At 68.9% G+C, this 11,647-nt stretch carries 14 protein-coding genes; 7 read left to right on the forward strand and 7 right to left on the reverse strand.

The annotated features are described in order from the left end of the window. Positions 1–3 precede the first annotated feature (3 nt). From rng to EKG36_RS04990, 5 genes are all read right to left on the reverse strand, one after another. Positions 4–1,467 (reverse strand): ribonuclease G, encoded by a 1,464-nt coding sequence (rng, locus tag EKG36_RS04970; RefSeq protein ID WP_126481620.1) that lies wholly within the window; start codon positions 1,465–1,467, stop codon positions 4–6. A gap of 33 nt (positions 1,468–1,500) precedes the next feature. Continuing rightward, positions 1,501–2,109, reverse strand: coding sequence for a Maf family protein (locus EKG36_RS04975; protein ID WP_126481622.1), 609 nt, complete (start codon positions 2,107–2,109; stop codon positions 1,501–1,503). A 13-nt stretch (positions 2,110–2,122) separates the two neighbouring features. After that, a complete protein-coding gene (gene mreD, locus EKG36_RS04980; protein WP_126481624.1) occupies positions 2,123–2,611 on the reverse strand; it encodes a rod shape-determining protein MreD in 489 nt (162 codons plus the stop codon). Next, a complete protein-coding gene (mreC, locus tag EKG36_RS04985; protein WP_126481626.1) occupies positions 2,611–3,489 on the reverse strand; it encodes a rod shape-determining protein MreC in 879 nt (292 codons plus the stop codon). Before mreC ends, mreD begins: the two co-directional genes overlap by 1 nt. A gap of 75 nt (positions 3,490–3,564) precedes the next feature. Continuing rightward, the gene (locus EKG36_RS04990) at positions 3,565–4,602 is read right to left on the reverse strand and encodes a rod shape-determining protein (protein ID WP_016854442.1); all 1,038 of its coding nucleotides are present in this window, start codon (positions 4,600–4,602) and stop codon (positions 3,565–3,567) included. Between the two features lie 173 nt (positions 4,603–4,775). Here EKG36_RS04990 and gatC point away from each other — a divergent pair, with 173 nt between their 5' ends. The 5 genes from gatC to EKG36_RS05015 all read left to right on the forward strand — a co-directional run bounded on the left by gatC (position 4,776) and on the right by EKG36_RS05015 (position 9,330). Then, positions 4,776–5,063, forward strand: coding sequence for an Asp-tRNA(Asn)/Glu-tRNA(Gln) amidotransferase subunit GatC (gene gatC / locus EKG36_RS04995; RefSeq protein ID WP_126481628.1), 288 nt, complete (start codon positions 4,776–4,778; stop codon positions 5,061–5,063). A 50-nt stretch (positions 5,064–5,113) separates the two neighbouring features. Further along, the gene (gatA, locus tag EKG36_RS05000; protein WP_126481630.1) at positions 5,114–6,574 is read left to right on the forward strand and encodes an Asp-tRNA(Asn)/Glu-tRNA(Gln) amidotransferase subunit GatA; all 1,461 of its coding nucleotides are present in this window, start codon (positions 5,114–5,116) and stop codon (positions 6,572–6,574) included. Beyond that, positions 6,574–8,028 carry an Asp-tRNA(Asn)/Glu-tRNA(Gln) amidotransferase subunit GatB gene (gatB, locus tag EKG36_RS05005; RefSeq protein ID WP_126481632.1) on the forward strand — a complete coding sequence of 485 codons (1,455 nt, stop codon included), beginning with the start codon at positions 6,574–6,576 and terminating at the stop codon, positions 8,026–8,028. Before gatA ends, gatB begins: the two co-directional genes overlap by 1 nt. Before the next feature lie 54 nt (positions 8,029–8,082). After that, complete coding sequence (locus tag EKG36_RS05010; protein WP_126481634.1) at positions 8,083–8,634, forward strand: cupin domain-containing protein; 552 nt, start codon at positions 8,083–8,085, stop codon at positions 8,632–8,634. 174 nt (positions 8,635–8,808) lie between these two features. Then, positions 8,809–9,330: a hypothetical protein gene (locus tag EKG36_RS05015; protein ID WP_126481636.1), complete on the forward strand. Its 522-nt coding sequence runs from the start codon at positions 8,809–8,811 to the stop codon at positions 9,328–9,330. Between the two features lie 57 nt (positions 9,331–9,387). Here EKG36_RS05015 and EKG36_RS05020 read toward each other — a convergent pair whose 3' ends face one another. Continuing rightward, a complete protein-coding gene (locus EKG36_RS05020) occupies positions 9,388–9,558 on the reverse strand; it encodes a DUF6435 family protein (RefSeq protein WP_126481638.1) in 171 nt (56 codons plus the stop codon). Between the two features lie 143 nt (positions 9,559–9,701). Between EKG36_RS05020 and EKG36_RS05025 the strand changes: the two genes are divergently transcribed. Both EKG36_RS05025 and EKG36_RS05030 read left to right on the forward strand, forming a co-directional pair. Next, positions 9,702–9,824: a tautomerase family protein gene (locus EKG36_RS05025; protein ID WP_126481640.1), complete on the forward strand. Its 123-nt coding sequence runs from the start codon at positions 9,702–9,704 to the stop codon at positions 9,822–9,824. A 126-nt stretch (positions 9,825–9,950) separates the two neighbouring features. Continuing rightward, complete coding sequence (locus EKG36_RS05030) at positions 9,951–11,390, forward strand: FAD-binding oxidoreductase (protein ID WP_126481642.1); 1,440 nt, start codon at positions 9,951–9,953, stop codon at positions 11,388–11,390. 127 nt (positions 11,391–11,517) lie between these two features. Here the strand turns inward: EKG36_RS05030 and EKG36_RS05035 are convergent. Then, the coding region (locus EKG36_RS05035; protein WP_126481644.1) for an aldehyde dehydrogenase family protein at positions 11,518–11,647 on the reverse strand (130 nt) is incomplete at its 5' end.

Below are 11,647 nucleotides of genomic sequence, written 5' to 3' on the forward strand. Positions count from 1 at the left end.
GGCTCACATCAGCACGATGTCGTACTGCTCCTGGGAATAGTGGGACTCCACCTGGAAACGAATGGTCTTGCCGATGAACTCCTCCAGGTCCGCCACCGCCGCCGACTCCTCGTCGAGCAGCCGGTCGACCACCGACTGCGAGGCCAGCACCGTATAGGTCTCGGCGCTGTAGGCGCGCTCCTCGCGCAGGATCTCGCGGAAGATCTCGTAGCACACCGACTCGGGGGTCTTGAGCGTGCCGCGACCGTGGCAGGAGGGGCAGGCCTCGCATAGTGTCTGCTCCAGGCTCTCCCGGGTGCGCTTGCGGGTCACCTGGACCAGGCCGAGCTCGGTGACGCCGGTGCACTTGGTCTTGGCATGGTCGCGTTCCAGCGACTTCTCCAGCACCCGCAGTACCTGACGCTGGTGCTCCGGATCTTCCATGTCGATGAAGTCGATGATGATGATGCCCCCCAGGTTGCGCAGCCGCAGCTGGCGGGCGATGGCGGTGGCGGCCTCGAGGTTGGTCTTGAAGATCGTCTCCTCGAGGTTGCGATGCCCCACATAGCCGCCGGTGTTGACGTCGATGGTGGTCATCGCCTCGGTGGGATCGATGACCAGATAGCCCCCCGACTTCAGCTGCACCTTGCGGCCCAGCGCCTTCTGGATTTCGTCCTCGACGCTGAACAGGTCGAAGATCGGGCGCTCGCCGGCATAGTGCTCGATGCGCTCCACCGCCGAGGGCATGAACTCCTCGGCGAATTCCAGCAGCTTGACGTGGTTCTCCCGGGAGTCGATGCGCACCTTCTCGATATCGTCGCGCATCACGTCGCGCAGGGTGCGCATGAACAGCGGCAGATCATCATAGATGACGCTGGGTGCCGGGGCGGTAACCTTGCGCTCGCTGACCTTGCGCCAAAGCCGCAGCAGGAAGTGCATGTCGCCGGCCAGCTCCTCCAGAGTGACGCCCTCGGCGGCAGTCCGCACGATGAAGCCTCCGGTGACCTCGAGACTCTGCTCCGCGGTGGCCGCCTCGACCAGCTCCCGCAGCCGCTCGCGCTCGCCGTCGTCCTCGATGCGCTGGGAGACGCCGTGGTGAGGCGAGTCGGGCATGTAGACCAGGTAACGGGACGGCACCGAGAGGTGGGTGGTCAGGCGGGCGCCCTTGGAGCCGATCGGGTCCTTGGTGACCTGGATGACCAGGGCCTGGCCCTCGTGGAGCAGCTGAGCGATCGAGACCTGCTCGTCGGCGGGGGTGCCCGGCGGCATCACCTCATGGGCATGGATGAAGGCCGCGCGGTCGAGGCCGATGTCGACGAAGGCGGCCTGCATGCCCGGCAGGACGCGGACGACCCGCCCCTTGTAGATATTGCCGACGATGCCCCGCCGGCGGGCCCGCTCGATGAAGGCCTCCTGCAGCACGCCGTTCTCCACCACGGCGACGCGGGTCTCCATCGGCGTCAGGTTGATGAGTACTTCACCGCTCATGCGGAAATCCTTGTCCAGAGGAAACTCGGGCCATTATGACATAGCCGGCGACGGCCGCGACCGGTTCCACAGCGGCACGCCCTGGCGCGACAGCAGCTCGGCCGTCTCGAACAGCGGCAACCCGACCACCGCCGAGTGACTGCCCTCCAGACGCGCGACGAACACCGCGCCTCGCCCCTGGATGGCATAGCCGCCGGCCTTGTCGGCGGGCTCGCCGGTGGCCCAGTAGGCGGCGATCTCCTCCTCGGCGATCTCGCGCATCGCCACTCGCGTGGCCACGCAGGTCGAGAGCCGCCCCGCCGGGCCGGTCAACGCCACGGCCGTCAGCACCTCGTGGGAGCGACCCGACAAGGCGCGGAGCATGCGCGCCGCCTCGTCACGGTCGCGGGGCTTGCCGAAGATGGTCTCGTCGCAGACCACGGCAGTGTCGGCCCCCAGGGTCGGCAAGGCGCCCAGGGCGGCTCCCGCCCGGGCCTTCTCCTCGGCCAGGCGCAGCACATAGGCCTCGGCGGCCTCGCCGGGCAGCGGCGTCTCGTCGATACCCACCGGGCGCACCTCGACGGGCACGCCGATGGACGCCAGCAACTCGCGACGCCTCGGCGAGGCCGAGGCCAGACAGATCAGCGGGGAAGCGGCAGGCATGGCGTCTCCAGGGTCAATCGCCGGCGGGGCGGCGGCGGAAGACCCGAAACAGCGTGGTCAGCCAGGGCCAGAGCACCGCCCCGATCAGCGAGGGCAAGAGGAAGGAAAGGTGGATCGAGAAGGGCCCGAGCAGAGTCCGCAGCCATTGCTCGACGAGCTGTACCGTGCCGAGCAACACCAGGATCAGCACCGCCTGCTGGAGCAGGGAATAGGCCCGGAAGCGGGGATAGACCAGGGCGCAGAGGAAGGCCAGCAGCGACAGCAGCAGGGCGTTCTGGCCCAGCGGCGCTCCCTCGATCAGGTCGAGCAGGATCCCCAGCACGAAGCCATGGAAGACCCCGACCCGCTGTGGCGCCTTCATGCACCAGTAGATCAGCATCAGTCCCAGCCAGTCGGGCCGCCAGATCTGCCAGCCATCGGCCAGGGGCATCACCTGCAGGCACAGCGCCAGCAGCAGCGTCAGCCAGATCCACGGCAGACTGGCGGGAGACGGGGCGGCCATCAGGGCACCTCCTCGAGAGGACCGGCGGCTCCCAGCGCGGCGCGGATGGCGACGGGGTCGAGCCGCACCGTCCAGCCGCCCCGTCCGGGAGCCTCGGGGGGCTCCGGGGGAAACAGCAACAGGAAGTGGCGCGAGCGCTGCAGCTGGGCCACGGGGCGCGCGTCGACCCGCGCGAAGGGCTCGCCGGGGTCGTGGACCACCTGGGTGACCCGGGCGACCGGATAGCCGGAGGGGAAACGCCCCGCCAGTCCCGAGGTCACCAGCAGGTCCCCCTCGCGGATATCGGCGGTATCGGGCACATGCAGCACGCTCAACGCCTCGTACTGGCCGGTCCCCTGGATGATGAAGCGCAGGCCGTTGCGATTGACCTGGATCGGCAACGCATGGCTGGCGTCGGCCACCAGCAGCACCCGGCTGGAATAGGCCGACACGGCCGTGACCTGCCCCACCAGCCCCGAGGCATCCATCACCGGCTGGCCGACGAAGACGCCGTCGCGGCGACCGCGATCAATCACCATGCGATGGGTGAAGGGATCCGGGTCCAGCGAGAGCAGCTCGGCGGTGATGAAGGGAATGTCGTGCTCCCGGGTGGCGTCAAGCAGCTCGCGCAGGCGCACGTTCTCGGCGGTGAGACTGGCCATGCGCTGCACCCGGTGGGACAGGGTCAGGATCTGCTCCCGCAGGCGCCGGTTCTCCTCCACCAGCGCCCGCTGGTCCGACAGCGCCAGGGCTCCCCAGTTGAGCACGTCGCTGGGCAGGCTGACGACCCACTGGATCGGCGCCACCAGGGTGGAGAGCTGGGCCCGCACCGGCTCCATGCGCGTGAAGCGCAGGTCGACGAACATCAGTGCAGCGGCAAGGACCGCACACAACAGCATGCGATAGCCCGGCACCGATCCGTGCGAGAACAGCGGCTTGATAGTGTCCCCCCCTGCGCAATCCCTGGTCGTCGATCAGTCGCTGGACAGCAGTTCGAAGGTATGCTGGTCGATCATCTCCAGGGCCTTGCCGCCGCCGCGTGCCACGCAGGTCAGCGGGTCCTCGGCGACCACCACCGGCAGGCCGGTCTCCTCGGCGATCAGCTTGTCCAGGTCGCGCAGCAGGGCGCCGCCGCCGGTCAGCACCAGGCCACGTTCGGCGATGTCGGACGCCAGCTCGGGCGGCGACTGCTCCAGGGCACTCTTCACCGCGGCGACGATGGAGCCCAGGGTCTCCTGCAGGGCGTCGAGGATCTCGTGGGAATTCAGGGTGAAGCTGCGCGGGATGCCCTCGGCGAGGTTGCGGCCGCGCACGTCGATCTCGCGCAGCTCGCCGCCGGGGTAGGCGCAGCCGATCTCTTCCTTGATGCGCTCGGCGGTGGACTCGCCGATCAGGCTGCCATAGTGGCGACGCACGTAGGCGATGATCGCCTCGTCGAAACGGTCGCCGCCGACGCGAATGGATTCCGAGTAGACCACGCCGTTGAGCGAGATGATGGCAATCTCGCTGGTGCCGCCGCCGATGTCGACGACCATGGAGCCCTGGGCCTCCTCGACCGGCAGGCCGGCGCCGATGGCCGCGGCCATGGGCTCCTCGATCAGGAACACTTCACGGGCGCCGGCGCCCTCGGCCGACTCCTTGATGGCCCGGCGCTCCACCTGGGTCGACATGCAGGGCACGCACACCAGCACCCGCGGGCTCGGCGTCAGGAAGGTGCTCTGATGGACCTTGCGGATGAAGTACTGGAGCATCTGCTCGGTAACGGTGAAGTCGGCGATGACACCGTCCTTCATCGGCCGAATGGCGGTGATGTTGCCGGGCGTGCGCCCCAGCATGCGCTTGGCGTCGGCACCCACGGCAGCCACGCTGCGCATGTTGCCGGACTGACGGATCGCCACGACCGACGGTTCGTCGAGCACGATGCCGCGCCCGCGGACGTAGATCAGCGTATTGGCGGTCCCCAGGTCGATCGATAGATCGCTGGAGAACAGCCCCCTCAAACGTTTGAACATGAAGTCGTTACCTAGTGCAGACCGGGAACCCTGTGCGGGGGCAAACGGTATCACTGCACCCCCCGAGCGGCAAGCGAAACGCCCGTCGGCGGGATGCAGCGGGCCTGCCAGCGCGGGCGCGAATGTGGTACCTTTTGCGGTCTTTTCGCCACCCCCTTCGAGGACACCCGATCATGGCGCTTGAACACGCAGACGTTCTCAGGGCCGCCCACCTGGCCCGACTCGGCCTGGACGAGAGTGAGGCCGCCCACTACCTCGACGACCTGGGGCGCATCCTGGAGATGGTCGACCAGCTGCAGGGGCTCGACACCGAGGGCGTCGCCCCGCTGGCCCACCCCCTCGACGCCACCCAGCGCCTGCGCGCCGACGAGGTCACCGAGACCGACCAGCGCGACACCTTCCAGCGCTGCGCGCCGGCGGTGGAAAACGGCCTCTACCTGGTGCCGCGGGTCGTCGAATGACCTCCTCGCCCTCCTACGTCAACGGCAAGTCTTCACGGAGCCACGGGCCCATGCACGACAAGACACTGACCGAGCTCGCCGCCGGCCTGGCCGCCGGCGAGTACTCCAGCCGCGAGCTCACCCAGAGCCTGCTGGCACGCATCGAGCGCCTCGACGGGTCGCTCAACAGCTTTATCACCGTCACCGGCGAGCAGGCCCTCGAGGCCGCGGACCGCGCCGATGCGGCCCGCGGCAAGGGCGAGGCCGGCCCGCTCACCGGCCTGCCGCTGGCCCTGAAGGACATCTTCTGCACCCGCGGGGTGAAGACCAGCTGCGGCTCGCGGATGCTCGACACCTTCACCGCTCCCTATGACGCCAGCGTGGTGGAGAAGCTCGCGGCTGCCGGCATCGTCAGCCTCGGCAAGACCAACATGGACGAGTTCGCCATGGGCTCGTCCAACGAGAACAGCTTCTATGGTCCGGTGAAGAACCCCTGGGACCTCGCCGCGGTGCCCGGCGGCTCCTCCGGGGGCAGCGCCGCCGCGGTCGCCGCGGGCCTGGTGCCGGCGGCCATGGGCACCGACACCGGCGGCTCCATCCGCCAGCCCGCCGCCTTCTGCGGCATCACCGGCCTCAAGCCCACCTATGGCCGAGTGTCCCGGTACGGCATGATCGCCTATGCCTCGAGCCTCGACCAGGCGGGGCCCATGGCGCGCTCGGCCGCCGACTGTGCCCAGCTGCTCGGCGCCATCGCCGGCCACGACCTGCGCGACTCCACCTCGGTGGCCCGCGGCGTGCCGGACTATGCCGCCGACCTCGACGCGCCGCTGTCCGGGCTCAAGATCGGCCTGCCCCGGGAATACTTCGGCGACGGCCTGTCCCCCGAGGTGGAAGGCGCGGTGCGCGAGGCGATCAAGGTCTACGAGTCGCTGGGCGCCACGGTGCGCGAGGTCAGCCTGCCGCACACCCACTACGCCATCCCGGCCTACTACGTGATCGCCCCGGCAGAGGCCTCCTCCAACCTGTCGCGCTTCGATGGCGTGCGCTTCGGCCATCGCTGCGAGGCGCCCGCCGACCTGATCGACCTCTACAAGCGCTCCCGCGCCGAGGGCTTCGGCGAAGAGGTCAAGCGGCGCATCCTGATCGGCACCCACACCCTCTCCGAGGGCTTCTTCGATGCCTACTACAAGAAGGCTCAGCAGGTCCGCCGGCTGATCCGCCAGGACTTCCTGGATGCCTTCGAGGAGGTCGACGTGCTGATGGGCCCGGCCTCGCCGACGCCGGCCTTCGACCTGGGCGCCAACAAGGATCCGGTGTCGATGTACCTGCAGGACATCTACACCATCGCCGTCAACCTGGCCGGCATCCCCGGCATCAGCGTGCCGGCCGGCTTCGCCGGCGGCCGCCCGGTGGGCCTGCAGATCCTCGGCACCCACTTCGCCGAGGCTCGACTGCTCAACGTCGCCCACCAGTTCCAGCAGGCCACCGACTGGCACCTGCGCCGTCCCGCTCTCGCCGAGGAGTCCGCCTGATGCAATGGGAAACCGTGATCGGCCTGGAAGTCCACGTCCAGCTCGCCACCCGTTCCAAGATCTTCTCCGGCGCCTCCACCGCCTTCGGCGCCGAGCCCAACACCCAGGCCTGCGCCGTGGACCTGGGGCTGCCCGGGGTGCTGCCGGTGCTCAACGAGGCCGCGGTGGCCATGGCCGTGCAGTTCGGCCTGGGCATCCACGCGGAGATCCCCGAGGTCTCGGTATTCGACCGCAAGAACTACTTCTACCCGGACCTGCCCAAGGGCTACCAGACCAGCCAGATGTACCAGCCCATCGTCGGGCCCGGCGAAGTGGAGATCACCCTGGAGGACGGCAGCACCAAGCGCATCCGCGTGCACCACGCGCACCTGGAGGAGGACGCCGGCAAGTCGCTCCACGAGGACTTCCACGGCATGACCGGCATCGACCTCAACCGCGCCGGCACGCCGCTGCTGGAGATCGTCTCCGAGCCGGACATGCGTAGCGCCAAGGAGGCGGCGGCCTACCTCAAGGCGATCCACTCGATCGTGACCTATCTCGGCATCAGCGACGGCAACATGGCCGAGGGCTCGATGCGCTGCGACGTCAACGTCTCGGTACGCCCCGCCGGCCAGGAGGCCTTCGGCACCCGCGCCGAGATCAAGAACGTCAACTCCTTCCGTTTCGTCGAGCGCGCCATCGCCTTCGAGGTCGAGCGCCAGATCGAGCTGATCGAGGATGGCGGCGAGGTGGTCCAGGAGACCCGCCTCTACGATCCCGAGGCCGACGAGACCCGCAGCATGCGGACCAAGGAGGAGGCCAACGACTACCGGTACTTCCCCTGCCCCGACCTGCTGCCGGTGGTACTCGACCAGGCCTACGTCGATCACCTGCGCGACAACCTGCCGGAGCTCCCCGCCGAGAAGCGCGCCCGCTTCGAGGGCGAGCTCGGGCTGTCCGCCTACGACGCCGGCGTGCTCTCGGCGAGCCGTGCCATGGCCGAGTACTTCGAGGGAGTCAAGGACGTCTGCGGCGATGCCAAGCTGGCCGCCAACTGGGTCCAGGGCGAGCTCTCCGGCGCCCTCAACCGGGAGGGACTGGCCATCGACGACAGCCCCGTCTCGGCCGTCCAGCTGGGCGAGCTGGTCGCCCGGGTGAAGGACGAGACCATCAATGGCAAGGCGGCCAAGCAGGTCTTCCAGGCCCTGTGGCATCACGAGGGTGACTCCGCCGATGCCATCATCGAGGCCAAGGGCCTCAAGCAGGTCACCGACACCGGGGCCATCGAGGCAATGATCGATCAGGTCATCGCCGACAGCCCCGCCCAGGTGGCCCAGTATCGCGATGCCGAACCCGACAAGCGTGGCAAGATGATCGGCTACTTCGTCGGCCAGGTGATGAAGGCCTCGCGGGGGACCGCGAATCCCCAGCAGGTCAACGCCCTGCTCAAGGAAAAGCTCGACGCCCTGTGCTGAGCACCGGGAGCGGGTGCGCCATGCACCCGCCCCCTCGATTTCAGAGGACGACCCATGGCAGACGATGTCGGCGCGCGCCTGCGTGCACTGCGTAACCTGAGGGGCATTTCCCAGCGCGAGCTGGCCAAGCGCTGCGGGGTGACCCATTCCAGCCTGTCGCTGATCGAGCAGGGCAAGGTCTCCCCCTCGGTCAGCTCGCTGAAGAAGATCCTCGATGCCATTCCCATGAGCGTCGGCGACTTCTTCACCATGGACCTGGAGAGCCGCGACCAGGTGTTCTACTCGGCCGACGAACTGGCCGATGTGGGCACCGGGGACGTCATCTACAAGCTGGTCGGCGGTAACCGCGCGAGCCGTGCCCTCAACTTCATGATCGAGACCTATCCCGCCGGCGCCGACACCGGCCGCGAGATGATCGCTCACCAGGGTGAGGAAGCCGGCGTGGTGCTGGAGGGCGAGATCGAGATCACCATCGGCGCCGAAACCCGGGTGCTGCAGGCCGGCGAGGCCTACTACTTCGACACCAACGTGCCGCACCGCTTCCGCAACGTGGGCGACGCCTCCTGCCGGCTGGTCAGCTGCGCCACCCCGGCCAGGACCTTTTGAGCCCCCTCGACACTGTCGCCGCTTCCCGACACCAAGCCGGCAGGAGGTGTCGCCCCCGGCGGACACGTTGCCGGATGCCTGCCCGACGCCCATGCTGACACCATGGCGGCCACCGCTCCCGCCGGGGGGCGAGCGGGCCGTGACAGCCTGTCGATCTTCACGAGGAGGGAGCCCATGGATATGCCCCAACGCGTCCTGCTGGTCCTGATGCTGGCCCTGCTGGCGCCGGCCGCCCTGGCGCAGGACCCGGTGGACGACCCGGACGACGTCGATGTCGTCGTGGTCGACGATGTGGAGGAACCCGACGACGACCCGGTCGATGATGTCGACCTCGATGATCCTGACGTCATCGTCGTCGAGGAGAGCGAACCCTCGATCACCCTGGAAGGCGTGAGGGAGACTGCCCCCGAGGCCGCCGACTTTGGTCTCGGCACCGCCCAGCAGGCGGTCGAGAACGGCGGCGTCGATGGCGCTGCGGTCAGCGACATCGCCAGCGACGACCAGCGCAGCGAGGCCCGGGCGGCGACCGAGGACCGCAGCGACCTCGGGGGGCGCGGCATCGGCGGCCGGGACGCGGACGCCGGAGGCGATGGCCCCGGTGGCGGCAATAGCGGCGGCCCCGGCGGTGGCAATGGCAACGGCCCCGGTGGCAACGGTGGGCCTGGCGGCAACGGCGGCGGCCCCGGCCGCGACTGACGGGGCGTCACCGGGTTGGCGGGCCGCTGCCGGCCCGGTGGCCATCCCGCCCCCGGCTCAGACTCCCTTCTGCCTGTCGATCGCTTCGCGCAGGGCCTCCGCCTCCTCGGTCAGGGAGGCGTTGGCGCGCATGTCGCCGTTGCGGGCGGCTTCCATGGCCTGTTCCAGCTTGCGCTCATAGTCTCGCTGCAGGCGCTTGGCGGGATCGCGTTTCAGCCAGCTCAGCATGACGTTTCTCCGGTGTCGGCAAGGTCTTCATCGTACAACAACTGCATAGCTTTTGTACAAGAAACTCCGACCGCGCGCTCTTTGACCACCGACGCCCACCCCGGGAATATTTCAAAAAATATTTCCATATGAAGGAGCGGCACATGCCGATCGTCAACATCCAACTGCTCGAGGGGCGCAGCGACGCCCAGAAGGAAGCCCTGATCGAGAAGGTGACCGCCGCCGGGGGAGCCCTCATGACACACCCGTCGCTACTTTTCCCCTAGGGAAATTGAGCCGCTGTGCAGGCTGCCACCATCCAGACTAAGCAGGCAAGGCACCGAAACGATCCAACGGGCTCATGCCGGAGCCGCGCACCTCCGGTGATCCCGAGGCAGATGAGGGACACCACCATGACAGCGCTCACCTATCGCACCCTGGATGGCGACCAGGCCGCCCTGCCGGCCGAGGCCGTCGACGACTTCGCGGCCAGCCTCAGGGGGCGCCTGATCACCCCGGCCGACGAGGATTACCCGCCGCTGCGACACGTCTGGAACGGCATGGTCGACCGTCACCCGGCATTGATCGCCTGCTGCCAGGGCAACCAGGACATCGTGCAGGCCATCGACTTCGCCAGCACCCGACGCATGTGGTTGAGCGTGCGGGGCGGTGGCCACCATATCGCCGGCAACGCCATCGCCGAGGGCGGACTGGTGATCGACCTCTCGGCCATGCGCTCGGTCCACGTGGATCCCCGGCAAGGCACCGCCCGGGTGGCGCCCGGCGCCCTGCTCGGCGACGTCGATGCCGAGACCCAGGCCTTCGGCCTGGCGACCCCCCTGGGCGTCAACTCCACCACCGGCGTGGCCGGCCTCACCCTGGGCGGTGGCTTCGGCTGGCTGACCCGCAAGTTCGGCATGACCGCCGACAACCTGCTCTCGGCCGACGTGATCACCGCCGACGGCCAGCGGCACCGCGTCTCGGCCGAGGACGAGCCCGAGCTGTTCTGGGCCCTGCGCGGCGGCGGCGGCAACTTCGGGGTGGTGACATCCTTCGAGTTCCGCCTTCACCCGGTGGGCCCGGAGGTCCATGCCGGGCTGGTGGTCTACCCCTTTGACCAGGCCCGCCAGGTGTTGCAGGCCTGGCGCGACTTCACCCACCAGGCGCCCGACGAGCTCAGCGTGTGGGCGATCCTTCGCGATGCCCCGCCCCTGCCCTTCCTCCCCGAGGCCGTACACGGGCAACGGGTGGTGGTGTTCGCCCTGATGCATTGCGGCGACCCGGCCCACGCCGAGCGCGACGTGGCCCCGGTGCTGGCGTTCGGCGAACCGGTCGGCCAGATGCTGGGCACCCAGCCATACGCCGGCTTCCAGGCGGCCTTCGACCCCCTGCTCGCCCCGGGGGCCCGCAACTACTGGAAGTCCCATGACTTCCAGGACCTCAGCGACGCGGCCCTGGAAGAGGCGATCACCGCGGCCGAGATGCTGCCGGGGACGGAGTGCGAGATCTTCCTGGCCCAGCTGGGAGGCGCCATGTCACGGGTCGACCCGACCGCTACCGCCTATGCCGGCCGCAATGCCCACTATGTGATGAACGTGCACGCCCGCTGGCAGGACGCCGCCGAGGATGATCGCTGCCGCGACTGGGCACGCGACGTCTTCCGCGCGCTCGCCCCCTTCGCCACGGGCGGCGGCTACGTCAACTTCCTGACCGAGGACGAGGGCGATCGCATCGCCAGCGCCTATGGCGTCAACTACGAGCGCCTGCAGGCGGTGAAACGCCGCTATGACCCGGACAACCTGTTCCGCGTGAACCTCAACATCCCGCCCGCCGCCGCCGAAGACGCCGCCTGACGGGCCCCCAACGACGCCCGGCGCCCATGTGAACTGACCCACAATCGTTGGACGGTTAGTTCACATGAGGGGGCGCCGGGCGACAGGCCGGCCGGGACCGCGTGGCGCGATCCCGGTCGTGGCGGGCTCAGGGGGCGAGCGACATCCACACGCTCTTGAGGTCGGAATACTCCTCCAGGGAGTGGTGGGACTTGTCGCGGCCGTTGCCCGACTGCTTGACGCCGCCGAAGGGCACCGTCTGGTCCATGGCCGCCCAG

This window comes from Halomonas nitroreducens (genome assembly GCF_003966155.1).
Lineage (GTDB): Bacteria > Pseudomonadota > Gammaproteobacteria > Pseudomonadales > Halomonadaceae > Halomonas > Halomonas nitroreducens.